Here is a 19,855-nt window from a genome sequence, read left to right as displayed (position 1 = left end):
GGCCACGACAGCAGAGCGGGGGCCTCGCGCGGACACTGGATCCGCGGGAGGCCCCCGCTCTGTTATCTGTTCTGTTCCGTGCCGCGTGATCTGTTCCGCTGCGTGCCGCGTGCCCGGACCGCTCCGTGCGCGGACCGCCGCCCGGCCGGACTCAGCCCGCGAGGAGCTTCTTCACCGAGGCGGCCACCCGGCCGCCCTCCGCACGCCCCGCCACCTTCGGGTTCACGATCTTCATGACGGCGCCCATCGCGCGCGGCCCCTCGGCCCCGGCGGCCCTGGCCTCCTCGACGGCGGCGGCCACGATCGCGCCCAGCTCGTCGTCGCTCAGCTGCTTCGGCAGGTACGCCTCAAGCACCACGCCTTCCGCCTTCTCCCGCTCGGCCTGCTCGGTCCGGCCGCCCTGCGCGAAGGCCTCGGCCGCCTCGCGGCGCTTCTTCGCCTCCTTGGCGATCACCTTCTGCACCTCGTCGTCGGAGAGCTCGCGGGCCGCGGTACCGCTGACCTCCTCCTTCGTGATGGCCGTGAGGGTCAGCCGGAGCGTGGACGAGGTCAGCTCGTCCCGCGCCTTGATGGCCGTGGTGAGGTCTTCCTTGAGCTGCGACTTGAGCGTGGTGGTCATGTGCTGATTGTGGCAGGTACGGGGCAGCCCGCGCCCGCAGGTTTTCCGCTGGCCGCACGGTGTCTGCGACGATGGACACATGCGCGCACGCTACGGAGTCCCCCTGAAAGTCACGGCAGTCGGCGCGGCGATCGGCGCGGCCGGTCTCGCCTACGCCGCCGGGTTCGAGGCCCGCTCGTTCCGGCTCCGACGGGTCACCATCCCTGTGCTGCCGCACGGGGCACGCCCGTTGCGGGTGCTCCAGGTCTCCGACGTCCACATGGTGAGCGGCCAGCGCAAGAAGCGCGCCTGGCTCCAGTCGCTGGCCGGCCTGCGCCCGGACTTCGTCGTGAACACCGGCGACAACCTCTCCGACCCCGAGGCCGTGCCCGAGTTGCTCGACGCGCTCGGCCCCCTGATGGAGTTCCCGGGGGTGTACGTCTTCGGCTCCAACGACTACTACGGCCCGAAGCTGCGCAACCCGGCCCGCTACCTGGTGGAGAAGGCCCGCGGCAAGCACGGCCTCAACGGGAACGCCCCCGCGGTCGGCGTCGTCCACAACCCGTGGGAGCCCATGCGCGACGCCTTCGACGAGGCGGGCTGGCTGGGCCTGTCCAACACCCGGGGCCGCCTCAAGATCGACGGCATGGAGCTGGCCTTCACCGGCCTGGACGACCCGCACATCAAGCGCGACCGCTACGCCGAGGTGGCGGGCGGCCCGGAGACCGGCGCCGACCTCTCCATCGGCGTCGTCCACGCCCCGTACCTGCGCTCCCTGGACGCCTTCACCATGGACGGCTACCCGCTGATCCTGGCCGGTCACACCCACGGCGGCCAGCTCTGCATCCCCTTCTACGGGGCCCTGGTCACCAACTGCGACCTGGACACGGACCGGGTCAAGGGCCTCTCCACCCACTCCGTGGACGGCCGCCGCGCCTACCTCCACGTATCCGCCGGCTGCGGCACCAACCGCTACACCCCGGTCCGCTTCGCCTGCCCCCCGGAGGCGACGCTCCTGACCCTGACGGCCCAGGACTGAACCGCCGAACCCCTTCCCCGCCCCGCTCCGCAGAAACCGGATTTCGTCTGCGGGCGCGGGTGGGCTAAAGTAATCGATGTCGCCGGGACACCAGCGACGATCGGGGTGTAGCGCAGCTTGGCAGCGCGCTTCGTTCGGGACGAAGAGGTCGTGGGTTCAAATCCCGCCACCCCGACAGCTAAGTAGCAGGTCAGAGGGCCGGTACTGATTCCAGTACCGGCCCTCTGGCTTTGTGTCTGCCCCTGTGTGGGCCAGAGAGCCGGCGGGGTCAGCCGTCGAACCAGACGACCAGGCGGACGCCCTCGTCGCCGTGCAGGTTCGCCAGGGTGCGCATCACCGACCAGACGGCGCCCCAGTCGCTGTCCGGCACGGCGTGCCTTCGTCGGAGGCGGCCGATACGGAAGAGGCGGTCGCCGTCCGGCCACTCGGTGCCCTCGGCGTAGGCGGTGCCGGCCCGGTGAAGGGTGTGGGGGTCGGTGATGCCGGAGAGCTCGGCAAAGCGGGTGAGGCTGGAGTTCCGGCCGTGCATCTCCCACGTGCCGTCCGGGCTCCGGCGGTACTCGTGAATGCAGTCGTCGACCTTGTTCGCGACCTCCTCCCAGTCCGTGGCAGCCAGCTCCGCCCAGGTGATCCAGGACGCGCCAAATGCGTCCGAGCCGCTGGGCCCGAAGTCGGCAAATGCCTCCCGCGACACGTCGGAAGGAAGGCCGCGGTGATCGGCGAGTGGGCGGAATGACGTGGTGTCGCGGACACCGAACAGGGCCCCGAAGGCAACGTAGGACCGCCCGTTGTAGAGGTGCACGAGGTCGATGGCCCCCGCCCAGCTCCGGTCGTCCTCGTCCAGCCAGCGATCCCAGCGGCACTCGATGAACCCGTACATGTCTGTCCCCATGCCCGGAAGTGTTCTCCGCCGGGGTCGGGCGTGCGACGAGATTTCGGGCAGAGCTGTGCCAGGTCACGGGGAGGAGTTCCTCGATCACGAGCCCGTCCTCCCCGTACCGTCCGGTCGACGCGCTGCTCGCACCGTCCGCTCTCGAACCAGACCGGGGAGGAAGGGACTTGGAGGGGCACGGTCCGGGCGTTGCCACCATGCCGTGCACGTGCTGCGGAACTGCCGGATGCTTCCCTGCTGTTCCGTGCCTTCTCGGGATTACCCCAACCCCTGGGCCTCTTGCGTCACATGACGATGCGTTCGGCCCTTTCGACCGCATCCCCTTGCCCCGGGCCGCTTAGGCTGGCAGTGGACGATCCGGCGCACCGGACACCGACCGAGGGAGCCCAGGATGGATCCGATTACCGCGGCGGGCCTTGCCGCGATGGCAGGCAGCCTCGGCAGCGAGGCTGGGCGTCAGGCGTGGCAGGGACTCACCGCTCTGGTGCGGCGCCCGTTCCGCGGACCTGCCGCGCCGGACGACGGGGCTCTTCAGGTCAGCTCCGGCGAGCCGGAGCTCTCCGCCCTGGTGGGCGACCCGGCAGACCCGATGCGGGCGCAGGCGCTGGCCACGGCGCTCGGCGTACGCGCCGCTCTGGACGGGGAGTTCCGCACGCTGCTCGACGAGTGGTGGCAGCGGGCCCAGGACGTGTCGCCGAGCGTCGTCGTGCACAACAACTTCAGTGGCACGCCCCATGGCGGTTCGGTGTTCCAGGGGAGCAATTTCTCGAACATGACCACGCATATGACCTACGGCGCGCCCGCCCGGGACGCCCGGGGTGACGGAGACGCCTGAGGCTTCCGAGGCACCCAGGACGCCTCACCCAACTACGAAACCGGAGACACCGAGCGGGGGCCGACCTTCCCGTTCACCCCAGGCCCTCGGTCCAGGGGCGGAGCTTCTCCGGGTTGCGGACCGCCCAGATGCGGCTGACGCGGTCGCCCGTGAGCTGGAACGCGGCCACGGTCAGCGTGACGCCCGCGAGCTGGGCGACCAGACCGGGGCGGCCGTTGACCGAGCGTTCCAGCAGCTTCAGCCCCGGGGCCCTGTCGGCGATGTGGACCATGTACTGAGCGATGCGCTCGCTGCCCTCGACCGGCCGGAGCACGGCGCTGACCAGGCCGCCGCCGTCGGCGGTCAGCGCGGCGTCGGGATCGAGGAGGCCGACCAGGGCCCTGATGTCCTTGGCCTCCCACGCCTCCTTGAAGTGCCGCACCAGTCCGGCCTGGCCGGACACCGGAACGGCCGGGGTCCGCGCCCGTTCGGCCCCGATCCGCCGACGCGCCGAGGAGGCCAGCTGCCGGCAGGCCGCGGGCGTACGGTCCATGATCCCGGCGATCTCCGCGAAGCTGTACCGGAAGACGTCGTGCAGGACGAACGCCACGCGCTCGGCGGGCGTCATCGACTCCAGTACGACGAGAAAGGCCATGTCCACCGACTCGTCCAGGGTGACCTGGTCGGCCGGGTCGGCCGCCTCCGCGCCGCCGCCGACCGGCCGTCCGCCGAACCACTCCATCCGGTCGGGCAGCGGGTCGGGGATCCACGCGCCGACGTACGCCTCGCGCCGGACCCGTGCCGAGCCGAGCACGTCCAGGCAGATGCGGCTCGCCACCGTCGTCAGCCAGGCGGCAGGTGATTCGACGGCGTCCCGCCGCCCCGGCGACAGCGCGTACCAGCGGGCGTACGTCTCCTGTACGGCGTCCTCGGCCTCGGCCAGCGAGCCGAGGAGCCGGTAGGCGAGGTTGATCAACCGGCGCCGTTCGCCGTCCATCACCCCGGGGTCTCTGTCGAACGTCGTGCTCATGACCATGATCGCCCCCCGTTGCCGCCTCACATTCCGTGGGGCTGCTTCGTCGAATCATCGAGAGGTTACTGACCACCGCCGCGAGGCAGAAGAGGGGACCGTGTCATGGCCATACGGACGACGGAAACACCGGGTACGGCGGAAGCGGACGCGGGCTCGACTTCGGGGGGTCTGGTCACCTTTGTGCAGGTCGCGACGGTTCTACAGACCTTGGCGATCTTCTTCCAGGCGGTAACGGCGGGGCTGCTGCTCGCCACCTCCTACGGCGAGACGCTGCACGGTGTCGGCGCGCGGGTGATGTACGGGGCGTCGATGCTGTACGTGCTCGCGGCGGTACTCCTCTGGCGGCCGGGCGGCGGTTCGCCCCGGTCGATCCTCTACGCGTCCGGTTTTCTCGTTCTCGCCTCGGTGCAGGTGGTGCTGGGGATCGCGCATGTCCCCTCGGTCCACGTGCCGCTCGGCGTGCTGATGTTCGGGCTGAGCGTGCTGGTGCTGGCCAAGGCGCTGATCCGCCGCCCGAGGGCGTGATCCGGAGAGAGCCGCACTCGGCGGACACAACCCGGAATGCACCTTTTGTCACCGCGTGCGAGTCTGGTCATGGCCCATCGTCCGAAAGCCGCAACAGGAGGCACGATCGTGGGCAAGAAGCAGACTCGACAGAATCGCGGTGCCCGCACCGGCGGCCACGAACGCAGCTCCGCTCCGGAGACGAAGGAGACCCAGGAGCAGGCGCGACCGACGGCCGCCCAGGAAACGGTGCGCTCGATCTCGGAGCAGGTCTCCCACCGGAAGCAGCGGAGGTTCGGCCACAACTGATCTTCCCGTCACCAAGCGATGGCGGAATCGGGCCACACCCGCAGCTGATCCACCGGGCAGCCCCCGAACCGCCACCACAACCGCCCTCCGCGGCGGCACCCCCACCGGGTGCCGCCGCGGAGGGCGGTTTCACGTGGTGAATTCCTGACTCCACACACCTCCGCACCACCCCCGTCCGGGGCCCGGACGGGGGTTTGTCTACGCGCGGAGCTATGACACCCGAACGATCATTCGGGCATATCAGACTAGTTCTTCCGCAGCTATTACCGGCCGGTACTGACAACTGCTAGAAACGTGGCGCTCGATCAACCCCCCACCCACCCCCCACATTTCGGAGGGCTGACAGCCATGTCAGTACGGAGATTCTGGGCGTCCGCATCCACCCTGGCCCTCGCCGCCGTCGCCGCGCTGGGCGTTGCCCAGCCCGCTTCGGCAAGCTCCTCGGCCGCCACCGGCGGGTACGTCGCCCTCGGCGACTCGTACTCCTCCGGCGTAGGTTCCGGAAGCTACATCTCGGACAGCGGCGACTGCCGCCGCAGCACCAAGGCCTACCCCTACCTCTGGGCCGCCGCCAACTCGCCTTCCTCGTTCGCCTTCGTGGCCTGCTCGGGCGCCACGACCAGTTCGGTGGCCTCGACCCAGCTCGGGTCGCTCAGCTCGTCCACCGGCCTGGTCAGCGTCACCGCGGGCGGCAACGACGTCGGTTTCGCCAGCGTCATGCAGGACTGCGTGCTGTCCGGTGAGACCGCCTGCCTCAGCAGCATCTCCACCGCCGTCTCCCAGATGAACAACTCACTGCCTTCCGGCCTGGGTTCGCTCTACGCCTCGATCCGTTCGCGGGCACCGCAGGCCCATGTCGTGGTGCTGGGCTATCCGCGCTTCTACCAGCTGAGCGGCAGCTGCATCGCGGGCCTCACCGAGAAGGAGCGGTCCGCCATCAACAACGCGTCGGACGTACTGAACGGAGTCATCGCCAAGCAGGCCGCCAACGCCGGGTTCACCTTCTCCAGCGTGGTCGACGAGTTCACCGGGCACGAGCTGTGCTCCGGCGACGCGTGGCTGAACAGCGTGACGCTGCCGGTCTACAACTCGTACCACCCCAAGGCCGCCGGTCAGTCCGGCGGCTATCTGCCGGCCTTCCGCTCGGCCGCGTAGGACGCGGGCGACGGAGGTACGGGGTACGGCGGGCCGCCCGGGTTCTCCCCCGGCGGCCCGCCGTACCCGGCTACCCGCGCTACTCGGGCCGGAAGCCGGTGATCGCGCTGATCCGCCCCGCCTCGTCGAACAGGAAGAAGTGCAGGGCGAGCGACTCCCCCGGCGACCGGTCCGTGTCCGTCTCCGCGTCCGCGGCGAAGCGGGTGCGGACGGCGGCCCGCCGTGCCCCGGTGTCGGTCACCACTGACTCGACGCGCACTCTCCGGCCCTCCGGGCACGCGCGGCTGAACCGGAGGTACGGCTCCTTCCCGCGCACGTACTCACGTGTCTGCGGCACCTCGTACAGCACGTCGTCGGCCAGGGTGGCGGCGAGGGCGTCCCAGTCGCGGGCCTCGGCCGCGCTCCAGTACGTCTCCACCGCGGCACGCAGATCGGCAGTCGTCGTCATGGATCCGAGTGTGGACCCCGGCACTGACAACCGGCCCGGATCAGGGCCGGGATGCGTCCCGGGATCCGCTCCGGGTCTCAGGAACCGGCGGCCCTCGACGCCTTGATGGAGTACATGAGCGGAATGCGCGGCCGGTCGGCGGGGAAGCGGTAGAAGCCGTCGTCGCGCCGCTCCAGCGTCGGGAACCGGGCGAAGAGCGAGACGTCGTGCTCGTGCAGGAACTCGATCCGCAGCCCCGTGGCGGCCAGCGCCGAGACGACCTCGCCGATCGGGTGCGTCCACTCGACGCTGCGGTTGTGGACGGTGGGCGCGTCGAAGTCCGCGTACGTGCCCGGCGTCTCGTCCACCCAGGCGTCGCGGCTGAAATAGTCGTACGCGACCCGCGTCCCGGTCCCGTCGTCCAGGCAGTCCGTCATCGGGTGGAACTCGGCGAGGTAGAGGAAGCCGCCCGGCGCCACGAGCGAGGCGGCGGTCTCCGCCCAGCGGACGATGTCGGGAAGCCAGTTGAGCGCGCCGACGCCGGTGTAGACGATGTCGTACGAGGAGTCGGGGACAGCCTGCGCCGCGTCGTAGACGTCGGCCGCGACGAACGCCGCCCGGTCCGGGGAGAACCCCAGCTCGTGGGCGAGGGAGCGCGCGGTCTCGACGGCCGGTTCGGAGAAGTCCAGGCCGACGACCTGCGCGGCGCCGTGCCGGGCCCAGGAGAGGGTGTCGACCCCGATGTGGCACTGGAGGTGCAGGAGCGACCTGCCGGTGACGTCGCCGACCTCGGAGAGTTCGAAATCGCGCAGGGCCTCCTTGCCCGCGCGGAAGGCGGCGAGGTCGTAGAAGTCGCTCCCGGCGTGGATGGGGACCCGCTCGTCCCAGTGTGCGCGGTTCGCCTCGTGCCAGTCGGCAGGCGTCGGTAGATGCATGTTCCGGAGGTTATCCACAGGCTGGGGGCGGGGCGAACGAATTGTCGGCGTCGCCGCGCAGAATGGGGGCATGACTGAGACCACCGGCTCGACCGGACCGACAACACCCGCTCCCGCTTCCGCTCCGACGTGGGAGCAGCGCTTCCGGGCGCCGCGGGTGTCGCTGCCCGACTGGGCGGAGGACGCCCCCGACCGCGCGCTGTTCGTCTCCAACGCGACGGGTACGTACGAGTTGTACGCGTGGGACCGCGCCACCGGCGAGCAGCGTCAGGTGACCGACCGCCCCAACGGCACGACGGACGGGGCGCTGACGCCCGACGGGGAGTCGATCTGGTGGTTCGACGACACCGACGGGGACGAGTTCGGGGTGTGGATGCGACGGCCGTTCCACGGCGCCGGGACCGGTGCCCCGGCCGACGAGCCGGCGGCGCCCGGTCTCGGGCCCGCGTACCCGGCCGGGCTCGCCATCGGCCGGGACGGCACGGCGGTGATCGGCCGCTCCACCGACGAGGACGGCACGACGGTCCATGTCGTGCGGCCCGGGGAGCCTCCGGTGGAGATCTACCGCCACCGCGAGTCGGCGGGCGTCGGCGATCTCAGCCAGGACGGGACGCTGATCGCCCTGGAGCACACCGAGCACGGCGACGCGATGCACTCCGCGCTGCGCGTGGTCCGGCCGGACGGGTCGACGGTCGCCGAGCTGGACGACACCGAGGGCGGTACGAAGGAGCTGGGGCTGACCGTGCTGGGCTTCGCGCCGGTGGCCGGGGACACCCGGTTGCTGGTCGGCCATCAGCGCCGGGGCCGCTGGGAGCCGATGATCTGGGACCCGACGACGGGCGAGGAGACGGAGCTCCCGATCGGCCTGCCCGGTGACGTGGTCGCCGAGTGGTATCCGGATGCCTCGGCGCTGCTGGTCGTGCACGCCTTCGAGGCCCGCAGCGACCTGTGGCGGTACGTGCCGGGGGCGGAGGGCGGGCCCGTCCGGGTGGAGACGCCCGCCGGTTCGGTGTCGGGGGCCACGGCCCGGCCGGACGGCACGGTGGAGTACCTGTGGTCCTCGGCCGCGCAGCCGCCGGTGATCCGCTCCACCTCGGGAGCGGTGGTGCTCGATCCGCCGGGCCCGAAGGCTCCGGGGTCGGTCCCGGTGGAGGACGTGTGGGTGGACGGGCCCGGTGGCCGGATCCATGCGCTCGTGCAGCGCCCCGCCGCCCCGGCCGAGGGGCCGTTCCCGACGGTGTTCGAGCTGCACGGCGGCCCGACCTGGCACGACAGCGACGCCTTCGCCTCCGGCCCGGCCGCCTGGGTTGACCACGGCTACGCGGTCGTCCGGGTCAACTACCGCGGTTCCACCGGATACGGCCGGGCGTGGACGGACGCGCTGAAGCACCGGATCGGGCTGATCGAGCTGGAGGACGTCGCGGCGGTCCGGGAGTGGGCGGTGAAGTCCGGCCTCGCGGACCCGGAGCGGCTGGTGCTGTCCGGCGGCTCGTGGGGCGGCTACCTGACCCTGCTCGGCCTCGGTACGCAGCCGGACGTCTGGGCCCTCGGCCTCGCGGCGGTCCCGGTCGCCGACTACGTCACGGCGTACCAGGACGAGATGGAGGACCTGAAGGCGATGGACCGCACGCTGCTGGGCGGTACGCCGGAGGAGGTGCCCGAGCGTTTCGAGGCCTCGTCCCCGCTGACGTACGTCGACGCGGTGCGGGCGCCGGTCTACATCTCGGCGGGTGTCAACGACCCGCGCTGCCCGATCCGTCAGATCGAGAACTACGTGGACCGGCTGAAGGAGCGGGACGCGCCGCACGAGGTGTACCGGTACGACGCGGGGCACGGTTCGCTCGTGGTGGAGGAGCGGATCAAGCAGGTCCGCCTGGAGCTGGACTTCGCCCGGCGCCACCTGGGCGGGGCGGAGGCGCCCGGCGCGTAGGCGGGAGGGCCGAAGGCCGAGGGGCGGGGTGCGGGTGCGTGGGCGGGCACCCCGCTCCTGGCGGGCGGAGGGAGGACCGTACCGTGGAGGGGTGTACCGGTTCCTGCTGACCCCGCGCTGGTGGGGGATCAACCTCTTCGTCGTGCTGGCCATTCCGTTCTGCGTGTTCATGGGCACCTGGCAGCTCGGCCGTTTCGAGGATCGCGTGCAGACGCACGACGCGGCCGAGAAGCAGCCGGCCCCGGGTTCGAGAGCCGCCGAACCGATCGACCGGCTGCTGCCCGTGAGCACGGTGACCTCGGGCCGGCCCGCCACCGCCACCGGCCGGTACGCCGACCAGTTCCTGGTGCCCGGTCGGGAGCTGGACAAGAAGCCCGGCTTCTACGTCCTGAACATGCTCCGCACGGACAGCGGCAAGGCACTGCCGGTGGTACGGGGCTGGCTGCCCGGTGAGCCCGGCCGGACCGCCGTGCCCGCCGCGCCGACCGGCACGGTCACCGTGACCGGCGACCTCCAGGCGTCCGAGACCGCCTCCACCGACGGGGTCGACACGCGGGGCGGGCTCCCCGACGACCAGCTGGGCATGATCAGCGCCGCGTCCCTGGTCAACCTCGTCCCGTACGACGTCTACGACGCGTGGGTGACGGTCCAGGACACCGGGGACCCGGGGGCGGCCAAGGCGTCCGGGGCGCTGCGGCCCGTACCGGCGGCTTTGGCGCAGGGCACCGGGCTCGACCTGAAGGCGTTCCAGAACCTCGGCTACACCGGCGAGTGGTTCGTCTTCGCCGGGTTCGTGCTCTTCATGTGGTTCCGGCTGGTCCGCCGCGAGGCCGAGGCGGCACGTGACCAGCGGCTGGGTCTGGTCACGGAGACCGGGGCCGGAGCCGGGGCGGACGCGGAGACCGGGCCGGAAGCCCGGGAGGGCGCGGCCGCCGCCCACGGGGACGACGAGGCGGAGGCCCCGTCCCGGACGGCCTGAGGGCCCGTGTGCCGTACGCGCACGACACGCGGTACGCACGGGACCCGTGCGTACCGCGTGCGCCATACGTGCCGCGTGTGCCGGGCGGGGGTCAGGAAGCCGGGGTCAGTACTCCGGTCCGGTAGATCGTGCCCGAGCAGGCGTTGGCGATCCGGGTCTGTGCGACCGGTGCCCCGGCCTCCGGGGTGTGGGTCACGGCGATGCTGCCGTCCTGCGTACCGCCGCTGCCGTCCTCGCTGCCCAGCTGCGTGCCGGTGGCCGCGTTCCCGTCGCCGCTGCCCGCTCCGGCCGCGGCGCCGCCCGCACCGCCCGGGTCGTCGCTCGGCGTCGGGCTCGGCGAGGCCCCGGTGGACGGGCAGGTGTCCTTGGGCACCCAGGCGAACTTCACCTCGTACGCCATCGACGGCTTCAGCAGCACCGTCCGCTCCTCCTGCGAGGGGTCGGGCAGCCCGGACGCGGCGTCACCGGCGGTGTGCTGGACGACCGCGATCCTGGACGGGTCGGCCGCGCCGATGGCCTGGAAGCCCACGCTGCCGCCGGTGCTGACCGAGCACTCCGTACCGGAGACGTTGGCGATCCGGAAGGTGCCGTAGACCGTGCCGTCGGGGCCGGCCGTGCCGGTCTCGGCCGAGGCGACGCCGAGCTGACCCGGGTCGCAGTTCGGCAGGGAGTCGGCCGAGGCGCCGTTCGGGTCGGCGGTGCCGCCGGACAGCTCCCCGCCTCCGCCGGAACCGTTGGTGTCCGCGGGGCCGTCGGCGCTCGCGGGCCGGTCCGGGTCTCCGTCGCCCTGGCCGTCGGTGGTGCCGTTGGTGTTCTTCCCGTCGGCCTGTGCGCCGCGGTCCGTTCCGTTGCCGCCCTGCGCCTGCTCGCCGTGTCCGGCCATGGCGGTCTTGGCGGTGCTGGACCCGTCCGAGTTCGCGACGTGGACGAGGGCCGGTACGGCGGTGCCGATGAGCAGCGCCGCCGCGGCCATACCGACGACGGCCTGCCGCCGCTTCGCCCGCCGGGCGGGAACCGCGCGCTTGAGGTGGTCGAGCGTGCCGTCGACGGGCTTGAGGTCCTTGACGGCGCCGTGCATCAGGTCGCGCAGCACGTCCCCGTCGAAACCGCGCCCGTCGCCGTCACCGTCCGGGGCCCCGCCCGGGGAGTCGTCCGGGGTGTCGTCCGCCCCCGCTCCGAAGAGCCCTCGCAGGTCCCGCACGTTCCGCAGGTCGCGCAGGTCCTTCAGAGCCCGCGGATCACTCAGGTCACCCAGCTCCTCGGGACCGACCAGCTCCTCGGGGCCGACCGGCTCGTTCCGGTCCTCGGCGCCGGCGGGGCGGGGAGTCCCGTTCCCGTTCCCGCGTTCATGTTCGTGTTCGTGCTCGGGACCGTTCCCGTGCGTACGGCGGCTCATGCCTGTGCCTCCATCACGACCCGCAGCGCGGCGATCCCGCGTGATCCGTACGCCTTGACCGAGCCCAGGGATATCCCGAGCGTCTCGGCGACCTGAGCCTCCGTCATGTCCGCGAAGTAACGCAGCACCAGCACCTCCCGCTGGCGCCGTTGCAGCCCCCGCATCGCCTTGATCAGCGCGTCCCGCTCCAGCTGGTCGTACGCCCCCTCCTCCGCGCTCGCCATGTCCGGCATGGGCTTGGAGAGCAGCTTCAGCCCGAGGATGCGGCGGCGCAGCGCGGAGCGGGAGAGGTTGACGACGGTCTGGCGCAGATACGCGAGCGTCTTCTCCGGGTCGCGCACCCGGTTGCGCGCCGAGTGCACCCGGATGAACGCCTCCTGCACGACGTCCTCGCAGGAGGCCGTGTCGTCCAGGAGCAGGGCGGCGAGGCCCAGCAGCGACCGGTAATGGGCCCGGTAGGTCTCGGTGAGGTGGTCGACCGTCGTTCCGGCGGCCACGCCCTCCTCAACGCCCCCGCGCTGCGAGGGGAACCTGGTGGAGCGGGCTGCGGGCATGGGCGCGATCACCGGCATGCCGCCGGGCGCGCGGGGCCGCCGGAGCGGGCGCACCGAAGCGCCGCGCAACGGGCCCACCACTGTGATGTCGAGAACCTCTGCCACGCCAGTTGGACACATTTCCCCCCGTCAGGGTTGTACGCGCGCGGCACCGCGTTCCCCGCCGTGCGAAATGCCCTCATACGAACCTGCTCTTCCCCGAAGACCCCGGATGCCCCGAATGCGCGCCCCGCCGCGCCAGGGGTGACGACAGAGACGCACCCCTCCGGGCCAGTGGTTGCAGCAGGCCGGAAATCATCGTCGGACACCGCGACGCCCCAGCTCAAGAGGTTGAGAGTTTCAACTTACTCACAGAGTGTTCACAGACCGCACAAAAGCGGTTCGTTCAGGACCGGGGGAACTCCGCGGCCACCGATTCGGCGATCTGGGCCACGTTCAACGCGGCCCCCTTGCGGAGGTTGTCGCCGCAGACGAACAGTTCCAGGGCGCGCGGATCATCCATCGACCTGCGCACTCTTCCGACCCAGGTCGGGTCGGTGCCGACGACGTCGGACGGTGTCGGGAAGTCGCCCGCCGCCGGGTTGTCGTACAGCACGACGCCCGGTGCCGTCGCCAGGATCTCGTGGGCCCGGTCGACCGCGATCTCGTTCTCGAACCTGGCGTGGACGGACATCGAGTGCGTCGCGACGACGGGTACGTACACGCAGGTGGCCGAGATGCGCAGCTCCGGCAGGTCGAGGACCTTGCGGCACTCCTCGCGGATCGCCAGTTCCTCCGACGACCAGCCGTCCCCGGCCTCCGTCCCGGCCCAGGGCACCACGTTGAGCGCGACGGGCGCGGCGAACGGGCCGGCCTCCGCGTCGCCCAGGACCCGGCGCACATCGCCCGGCTTCGTACCCAGCTCCGTACCGGCGACCAGCGACAACTGCTCGCGCAGTGCCGCGACGCCGTCCCGGCCGGCCCCGCTCACCGCCTGGTACGAGGAGACGACCAGTTCCCGCACCCCGAACTCGGCGTGCAGCGCGCCGACCGCGACGATCAGCGCGAGCGTGGTGCAGTTCGGGCTCGCGACGATGCCGCGCGGCCGGATCCGTGCGGCATGGGGGTTGATCTCGGGGACGACCAGCGGGACGTCCGGGGCCAGCCGGAAGGCGGCGGAGTCGTCGACGACGACCGCGCCCTTGGTGGCGGCGATCGGCGCCCACCGCGCGGAGACCTCGTCGGGGACCAGGAACAGCGCCACGTCGACCCCGTCGAAGACGGACTCGGTGAGTTCGAGGACCTCGCTCTCCTCGCCGCGCACGACCAGCTTGCGGCCGGCCGAGCGCGGCGAGGCGACCAGTCTCACCTCGCCCCAGACATCCGCGTGCTGCGAAAGGATCTGGAGCATGACGCCGCCGATCGCCCCGGTCGCACCGACGACCGCGAGCGAGGGGCGGCGGGCGGTCATCGGCCGGTGCCTCCGTAGACGACGGCCTCGTCGGAGTCGCTGTCGAGGCCGAAGGCGGTGTGCACGGCGCGCACGGCCTCGTTGACGTCGTCGGCGCGGGTGACGACCGAGATGCGGATCTCGGAGGTCGAGATCAGCTCGATGTTGACCCCGGCGTCCGACAACGCCTCGAAGAAGCCCGCGGTGACCCCCGGGTTGGTCTTCATACCGGCGCCGACCAGCGAGATCTTCGCGATCTGGTCGTCGTAGCGCAGCGACGCGAAACCGATGCCGTCGCGGTTGCGCTCCAGGGCGTCGATGGCCTTGCGGCCCTCGGCCTTGGGCAGGGTGAACGAGATGTCGGTCAGCCCGGTCGACGCGGCGGAGACGTTCTGCACCACCATGTCGATGTTGATCTCCGCGTTCGCGATCGTGCGGAAGATCGCGGCGGCCTCGCCCGGCTTGTCCGGCACCCCGACGACGGTGATCTTGGCCTCGGAGACGTCATGGGCGACTCCGGAGATGATCGCGTGCTCCACCTTCTGGTCCCCTTGCGGCTCGTTGCTGACCCAGGTGCCGCGCAGTCCGGAGAAGGACGAGCGGACGTGGATCGGGATGTTGTAGCGGCGTGCGTACTCGACGCACCGGTGCAGCAGCACCTTGGAGCCGGACGCGGCCAGCTCCAGCATGTCCTCGAAGGAGATCCAGTCGATCTTCCGGGCCTTCTTGACGACCCGGGGGTCGGCGGTGAAGACGCCGTCCACGTCGGTGTAGATCTCGCAGACCTCGGCGTCCAGCGCGGCCGCGAGGGCGACGGCGGTGGTGTCGGACCCGCCGCGGCCGAGGGTGGTGATGTCCTTCTTGTCCTGGGACACGCCCTGGAACCCCGCGACGATCGCGATGTTCCCCTCGTTCAGCGCCGTGCGGATCCGGCCCGGCGTCACATCGATGATGCGCGCTTTGTTGTGGACCGAGTCGGTGATGACGCCTGCCTGGCTGCCCGTGAACGACTGGGCCTCGTGGCCCAGGTTTTTGATCGCCATCGCCAGCAGGGCCATGGAGATCCGCTCTCCGGCGGTCAGCAGCATGTCGAACTCGCGCCCCGCAGGGATCGGGGAAACCTGCTCCGCGAGATCGATCAACTCGTCCGTCGTGTCGCCCATCGCGGACACCACGACAACCACCTGGTTGCCGTTCTTCTTGGCATCGACGATTCGCTTGGCGACGCGCTTGATGCCCTCGGCATCGGCTACGGAGGAGCCTCCGTACTTCTGCACGACAAGGCCCACGTGCGCTCCTCGCTCAGTCCATTACTGCGGTCGACTCAGTCTAACGAGCGGTCCGAAAACGCCCCGTTGATACCACATGGTGAGATGTTTCGCTCACCAAGCGATCATCGACGCTCCGTACCGGGCCGCACCGGGACACCCGCCCAGTCCTGCCTGCCCACCGAGCCCCTCCGTACTCCCGAACGCCCCCGGATGTGCCTCACCCCACAACGGCTGCGGCCCGACGGGCCCCGGTTCCGGCCGGACCGGGCCGGAACCGGGGCCCGTGGCCCTTACCAGAGGGCCTGGACCTCGCCGGCGGTCAGCGCTCCGGAGAAGGCCCGGACCTGGTCGACGGCACCGTGGAAGTACTCGCCCCAGCCGTCGGCCGTCCGGCCCCGGCCCACCTGGAGGCCGCCGTCGCCGGTCCAGGCGTCGTGGAACTCGGCGGTGCCCTCGGTCTCGGCGTAGCCGTCGACGTAGAGCGTGACCGCGCCCGCCGCCTCGTCGTACACCACGGCGATCTGGTGGCCCGCCCCGAAGCCGCCGTCCGGCTGGCTGTACCGGGAGACCACCGTCTCGGCCGCCCCCGGCTCGTCCGCGTGGGACATCACCAGCTCCCAGCTGTACGTGGACGGCTGGTAGCGCACCTTGAAGGCGTCGCCGTGCTTCCCGCCCTGGGAGAGGACGGTCATCGGGTGGTCCGGCTCGTCGTCGGCCAGCCGCACCGTCGCACTCACCGAGAAGCTGCCGCCGGTGTCGACGACGGGCCGGTCGGTGGTCGCGTGGCCGGACACCCCGTCCAGCCGCAGGTGACCGTCGCCGGCGAGGATCGTGTCCAGCGGGTCGCAGTCCGGGTCCGCCGGCTCGCACACGTCGTCGTAGCGCCGGACCGACGCTCCCGGGGCGAGCCTCAGCGGCTGCCCGCCGCCCACCTCGGGGCTGACGCCGTCCGCCGCCGTCTCCATGTCCCAGTGGGCCAGCCGTTCGGCCTTCCGGACGGCGAGCCCGGCGATCTCACCCGGGACCAGTACCCGGTCGTGGACCCGGACGTCGCCGATCTCGCCCCGCCAGTGGTCCTGATAGCCGGTCGCGCTCTTCGACCGCCCGATCTGGAAGGGCCCGTCGACGCCGCCCGGCGTCACCTTCCGCTCCTCCCCCACGGGGCTGCCGTCGACGTACAGCCGGGCGCTGCCGGTCACCGCGTCGTACCGGCCGAGCACATACGTCCACCTGTCCGCGACGGGGCGTCCGCCGTCCAGCCGCTCGTCCCCCACGGCGAACGACCAGACCGGCTGCCCGGCGTCCTGCCGCAGCCCCAGGGTGAACGCGGAGCCGTCCCCGGCGTCCTGTCCGGCGACGGTCCGTGTGCCGTCCACGGCGGCGGGGCGCACCCAGGCGCCCACCGAGAACGACCCGTCGTCCCCGGTCCGCACGGCCGGCGCGTCCGGGGTGATGTAGCCCTCGTCCGTACCGTCCAGGAGCGCCGTGGAGGTCAGATCCGTGCCGGACGGGGCGTCCGCGCCGAAGGCGGTGCCGCTGCCCGCACGGGCCGCCGTGCCGGACTCGGCCGCCGCCGTCTGCGAGCCCGCCGCGTCGGCGAGCTTCCAGCGTGCGACCGGGGCGCGCCCCGACCCCACCCGGAAGAAGTAGGTCGTGGGCGCGCTGCTGCGGCCCGCCCGGTCGAACGCCTGGGCCTCCAGCCGCTGAAGGCCGGCTGCCTGCGGGACGAAGTCGATGTCGACGGCCTGCCCGGGTCCCGGCGCCGCCACCTCCCGCTGCGGCCCGCCCCCGAAGCTGACCTTGTACATGACGACGTCGTCGGAGGAGGAGACGACGCGGAAGGTGCCGTGAACGCCGACGCCGTCCGTCCAGTCGTCGCCGTCCGGGTAGTCGGTGGACGTCACCACCGGGGCCGCCGGGCTCTCCCCGTCGTAGACGAACTCGCAGCCCACGCCGGACACGGAGCTCCAGGGCGAGGTGTTCGTCCCGCTGACGGCCCGTACGTGCCAGGAGACGACGGTGTCGGCCGGGATGCCGAGGTCCTCGGACAGATGCCAGGAGAACGCCGATCCCTGAGGCTTGGACGTCGAGGTCATCTGCCGCCGCTCGACACCTCCGTCGGCCGCCCACCACACCTCGAACTCGGCCGCGACCGGGGGCTTGTCCGCCCCGCCCACGCCCGCCGGGTCCGACAGCACCGCGCGCAGCACCGGCATGCTGCGGACATACGCCTTGGCGTCCCCGGCCGCGCACGCCCGGCTGCCGGTCTCCAGCTCCGAGGCCCACGAGCCGCCCGGGGCCGGATCGGCGACCGCGACCGCCATCCCCTGCACCGCCAGCATCGCCGCCGTGGCCAGCGACAACGCCCCCAGCCGGGCCGTTCTTCGACGCCCCGGACCGTTCATTTCACGCATGCGCCCTCCCCAGTCACTGTCTGTGAAACTCACAGCTCACCGGGAGGCTAGCAACGCGCGTCGGGAACGGCACGTGGGTTATGCATGCAAGTGAGGGGGAACGGCCCCGCTACTGCACCGGGCGCAGCCCCAGCGGGCCCGCGATCTCCTCGGCCATGACGCGGCCCGCCTCCTCGGCCAGCTCGTCGTCGAGGGTCTCCGAGTCGGTGTCCAGGCCGTCCAGCTCCTGGAGGGGCTGGTTGAGGCGGATGTGGGCGATCAGGGACTGGAGGGCGCGCAGGGTGGCGGAGGCGGTGGAGCCCCAGTTGGAGAAGTAGGAGAACTGCCACCACCACAGGGCCTCGGTGGTGCGGTCCTCCTCGTAGTGGGCCAGGCCGTGGCGCAGATCGGTCACCAGGTCGGCCAGGTCGTCCGAGATCCGGGCCGGGACCGGGGCCTTGCGGGGCTCGTACGGGTCGAAGACCTCGGAGTAGACGTCGATCGGCTCCAGCAGGACGGCGAACCGCTCGCGCAGCCCGTCCACGTCCGGCTCCGCGCCCAGGTCCGGCTCGTAGCGCTCGTCGGGGACGATGTCCTCGTACGCGCCGAGCCTGCCGCCCGCCAGCAGGAGCTGGGACACCTGGAGCAGCAGGACGGGAACGGCTTCCTCGGGCTCCTCGACCCTGGACACCTCGGTGACCGCGACGATGAACGTCTTGATCTGGTCGGCGATCTGGACGGCGAAGTCGTCCGGGTCCTGCGTGACGGAGTTCAGCGTGGCGTCGGACATCGAGGGGACCTCCCGCGGGGCACGGTCGCAAACGGTGAGTAGAACATAGCGTCGCTGAACGTAAAGCTGCCGTGAGTCGCGGCACCGATCGGGTAAACGGCCGCCGGAAGAACACCGAAGGGCGCATCGCCTCCGGCTCCGGCACCCGCACCGGCGGTGTCAGACATCGAGCAGGCGCCTCCCCTCGAAGGCACGGCCCAGGGTCACCTCGTCCGCGTACTCCAGGTCGCCGCCGACCGGCAGACCGCTGGCCAGCCTCGTGACCCGCAGGCCCATGGGCTTGACCATCCGGGCGAGGTACGTCGCGGTGGCCTCGCCCTCCAGGTTGGGGTCGGTGGCCAGGATCAGCTCCGTGATCGACCCGTCGGCGAGGCGGGCCAGCAGCTCGCGGATGCGCAGGTCGTCCGGGCCGACGCCCTCGATCGGGCTGATCGCACCGCCCAGCACGTGATAACGGCCGCGGAACTCGCGGGTCCGCTCGATCGCGACGACGTCCTTCGGCTCCTCGACCACGCAGATCACCGACGGGTCGCGGCGCGCGTCCCGGCAGATGTTGCACTGCTCCTGCTGCGCGACGTTGCCGCAGACCGAGCAGAACCGCACCTTGTCCTTGACCTCCAGGAGCGCGTGGGCGAGCCGGCGCACATCGGTCGGCTCGGCCTGGAGGACGTGGAAGGCGATCCGCTGCGCGCTCTTGGGACCGACGCCGGGCAGCCTGCCCAGCTCGTCGATGAGGTCCTGAACCACGCCTTCGTACAACGGGAACGCCTTCCTTTCCTACCTGCGTCGTCGGGTTTCCCGGTGGGGCCGGGTCAGAAGGGGAGGCCGGGCATGCCGCCCAGGCCCTGGGCCAGCGGGCCCAGCTTCTGCTGCTGGAGCGCCTGCGCGTTCTCGTTCGCCGCCTGGACCGCGGCGACGACGAGGTCCGCGAGCGTCTCGGTGTCCTCGGGGTCGACCGCCTTCGGGTCGATCACCAGGTTGCGGAGCTCGCCGGAGCCGGTGACGGTGGCCTTCACGAGACCGCCGCCCGCCTGGCCGTCGACCTCGGTCCTGGCCAGCTCCTCCTGGGCCGCGGCGAGGTCCTGCTGCATCTTCTGGGCCTGCTGCAGCAGCTGCTGCATATTGGGCTGCCCGCCACCGGGGATCACGGTCACTCCTGGCAATTCGACGACAAAAAGCTTCGGTATGCCGAGCCTACGTGCTCCCCGGACAACGCGCCCCACTCACTCGTGGGCAACTCTTTCGGGTGAGTTTCAGGCGGCCCGTGCCGCGCTCGTATACCTGATCACAGGACCGGCGCAACCGGTAATAACGCGTTTTCTCCCCCATGGCCCACCGTTCGGCGATAGGAAGGGCATACACATCAGGACACCCAGGCACATCGGCCGTCACTCATTGTCACCACAA

The 19,855-nt window shown here is 71.5% G+C and carries 20 protein-coding genes and 1 tRNA gene; 8 read left to right on the top strand and 13 right to left on the bottom strand.

From position 1 onward, the window contains the following. Nucleotides 1-151: 151 nt before the first annotated feature. Nucleotides 152-619, bottom strand: coding sequence for a GatB/YqeY domain-containing protein (locus tag ACIQGQ_RS10770; protein WP_366299034.1), 468 nt, complete (start codon nt 617-619; stop codon nt 152-154). 79 nt (nt 620-698) lie between these two features. On the opposite strand from ACIQGQ_RS10770, the gene ACIQGQ_RS10765 reads away from it, so the two are divergent. Together ACIQGQ_RS10765 and ACIQGQ_RS10760 are read left to right on the top strand one after the other, a co-directional pair. Continuing rightward, entirely contained in the window at nt 699-1,637 is a 939-nt protein-coding gene (locus ACIQGQ_RS10765) for a metallophosphoesterase (RefSeq protein ID WP_402393262.1), read from the top strand. 101 nt (nt 1,638-1,738) lie between these two features. Then, nucleotides 1,739-1,812 (top strand) — tRNA-Pro (locus ACIQGQ_RS10760). A gap of 93 nt (nt 1,813-1,905) precedes the next feature. On the opposite strand, the gene ACIQGQ_RS10755 is transcribed toward ACIQGQ_RS10760, so the two are convergent. Then, on the bottom strand, nt 1,906-2,529 hold the full coding sequence (locus ACIQGQ_RS10755) for a hypothetical protein (RefSeq protein ID WP_402393259.1): 624 nt from the start codon (nt 2,527-2,529) through the stop codon (nt 1,906-1,908). A gap of 391 nt (nt 2,530-2,920) precedes the next feature. Between ACIQGQ_RS10755 and ACIQGQ_RS10750 the strand changes: the two genes are divergently transcribed. Beyond that, entirely contained in the window at nt 2,921-3,364 is a 444-nt protein-coding gene (locus ACIQGQ_RS10750) for a hypothetical protein (protein WP_402393257.1), read from the top strand. A gap of 73 nt (nt 3,365-3,437) precedes the next feature. On the opposite strand, the gene sigJ is transcribed toward ACIQGQ_RS10750, so the two are convergent. Continuing rightward, complete coding sequence (sigJ, locus tag ACIQGQ_RS10745; RefSeq protein ID WP_402393256.1) at nt 3,438-4,373, bottom strand: RNA polymerase sigma factor SigJ; 936 nt, start codon at nt 4,371-4,373, stop codon at nt 3,438-3,440. A gap of 105 nt (nt 4,374-4,478) precedes the next feature. Here sigJ and ACIQGQ_RS10740 point away from each other — a divergent pair, with 105 nt between their 5' ends. From ACIQGQ_RS10740 to ACIQGQ_RS10730, 3 genes are all read left to right on the top strand, one after another. Continuing rightward, the gene (locus ACIQGQ_RS10740; RefSeq protein ID WP_402393253.1) at nt 4,479-4,901 is read left to right on the top strand and encodes a hypothetical protein; all 423 of its coding nucleotides are present in this window, start codon (nt 4,479-4,481) and stop codon (nt 4,899-4,901) included. Between the two features lie 108 nt (nt 4,902-5,009). After that, nucleotides 5,010-5,189 (top strand): hypothetical protein, encoded by a 180-nt coding sequence (locus ACIQGQ_RS10735; protein ID WP_402393250.1) that lies wholly within the window; start codon nt 5,010-5,012, stop codon nt 5,187-5,189. Between the two features lie 348 nt (nt 5,190-5,537). Further along, on the top strand, nt 5,538-6,344 hold the full coding sequence (locus ACIQGQ_RS10730; RefSeq protein ID WP_402393247.1) for an SGNH/GDSL hydrolase family protein: 807 nt from the start codon (nt 5,538-5,540) through the stop codon (nt 6,342-6,344). 79 nt (nt 6,345-6,423) lie between these two features. Here the strand turns inward: ACIQGQ_RS10730 and ACIQGQ_RS10725 are convergent, their stop codons facing one another. Together ACIQGQ_RS10725 and ACIQGQ_RS10720 are read right to left on the bottom strand one after the other, a co-directional pair. Then, the gene (locus ACIQGQ_RS10725; protein WP_402393244.1) at nt 6,424-6,792 is read right to left on the bottom strand and encodes a nuclear transport factor 2 family protein; all 369 of its coding nucleotides are present in this window, start codon (nt 6,790-6,792) and stop codon (nt 6,424-6,426) included. A gap of 77 nt (nt 6,793-6,869) precedes the next feature. Next, nucleotides 6,870-7,706 carry a class I SAM-dependent methyltransferase gene (locus ACIQGQ_RS10720; RefSeq protein ID WP_402393241.1) on the bottom strand — a complete coding sequence of 279 codons (837 nt, stop codon included), beginning with the start codon at nt 7,704-7,706 and terminating at the stop codon, nt 6,870-6,872. A gap of 70 nt (nt 7,707-7,776) precedes the next feature. On the opposite strand from ACIQGQ_RS10720, the gene ACIQGQ_RS10715 reads away from it, so the two are divergent. Then, nucleotides 7,777-9,636 carry a S9 family peptidase gene (locus ACIQGQ_RS10715; protein WP_402393238.1) on the top strand — a complete coding sequence of 620 codons (1,860 nt, stop codon included), beginning with the start codon at nt 7,777-7,779 and terminating at the stop codon, nt 9,634-9,636. 91 nt (nt 9,637-9,727) lie between these two features. Then, a complete protein-coding gene (locus ACIQGQ_RS10710; protein ID WP_402393236.1) occupies nt 9,728-10,615 on the top strand; it encodes an SURF1 family protein in 888 nt (295 codons plus the stop codon). A 91-nt stretch (nt 10,616-10,706) separates the two neighbouring features. Here the strand turns inward: ACIQGQ_RS10710 and ACIQGQ_RS10705 are convergent, their stop codons facing one another. The 8 genes from ACIQGQ_RS10705 to ACIQGQ_RS10670 form a co-directional block, all read right to left on the bottom strand. Further along, nucleotides 10,707-12,011, bottom strand: a complete 1,305-nt coding sequence (locus ACIQGQ_RS10705) for a hypothetical protein (RefSeq protein WP_402393233.1) — start codon at nt 12,009-12,011, stop codon at nt 10,707-10,709. Continuing rightward, nucleotides 12,008-12,583 carry a SigE family RNA polymerase sigma factor gene (locus ACIQGQ_RS10700; protein ID WP_366289167.1) on the bottom strand — a complete coding sequence of 192 codons (576 nt, stop codon included), beginning with the start codon at nt 12,581-12,583 and terminating at the stop codon, nt 12,008-12,010. The genes ACIQGQ_RS10705 and ACIQGQ_RS10700 overlap by 4 nt, the downstream gene beginning before the upstream one ends. A gap of 367 nt (nt 12,584-12,950) precedes the next feature. Further along, on the bottom strand, nt 12,951-14,015 hold the full coding sequence (locus tag ACIQGQ_RS10695; RefSeq protein ID WP_402393230.1) for an aspartate-semialdehyde dehydrogenase: 1,065 nt from the start codon (nt 14,013-14,015) through the stop codon (nt 12,951-12,953). Next, the gene (locus ACIQGQ_RS10690; RefSeq protein WP_366289068.1) at nt 14,012-15,283 is read right to left on the bottom strand and encodes an aspartate kinase; all 1,272 of its coding nucleotides are present in this window, start codon (nt 15,281-15,283) and stop codon (nt 14,012-14,014) included. Before ACIQGQ_RS10690 ends, ACIQGQ_RS10695 begins: the two co-directional genes overlap by 4 nt. Nucleotides 15,284-15,555: 272 nt before the next feature. After that, nucleotides 15,556-17,679: a LamG domain-containing protein gene (locus tag ACIQGQ_RS10685; protein ID WP_402393226.1), complete on the bottom strand. Its 2,124-nt coding sequence runs from the start codon at nt 17,677-17,679 to the stop codon at nt 15,556-15,558. A 109-nt stretch (nt 17,680-17,788) separates the two neighbouring features. Next, nucleotides 17,789-18,448: a DUF5063 domain-containing protein gene (locus ACIQGQ_RS10680; RefSeq protein WP_402393224.1), complete on the bottom strand. Its 660-nt coding sequence runs from the start codon at nt 18,446-18,448 to the stop codon at nt 17,789-17,791. 159 nt (nt 18,449-18,607) lie between these two features. Next, a complete protein-coding gene (gene recR, locus ACIQGQ_RS10675; RefSeq protein WP_366289060.1) occupies nt 18,608-19,207 on the bottom strand; it encodes a recombination mediator RecR in 600 nt (199 codons plus the stop codon). 53 nt (nt 19,208-19,260) lie between these two features. Continuing rightward, nucleotides 19,261-19,596: a YbaB/EbfC family nucleoid-associated protein gene (locus tag ACIQGQ_RS10670; RefSeq protein ID WP_352275815.1), complete on the bottom strand. Its 336-nt coding sequence runs from the start codon at nt 19,594-19,596 to the stop codon at nt 19,261-19,263. Nucleotides 19,597-19,855: the final 259 nt, after the last annotated feature.

It is taken from the genome of Streptomyces sp. NPDC092952, assembly GCF_044754785.1.
GTDB lineage: Bacteria > Actinomycetota > Actinomycetes > Streptomycetales > Streptomycetaceae > Streptomyces.
Note: the sequence above shows the minus strand (reverse complement) of the source record. Positions and strands in the feature narration are given on the sequence as shown.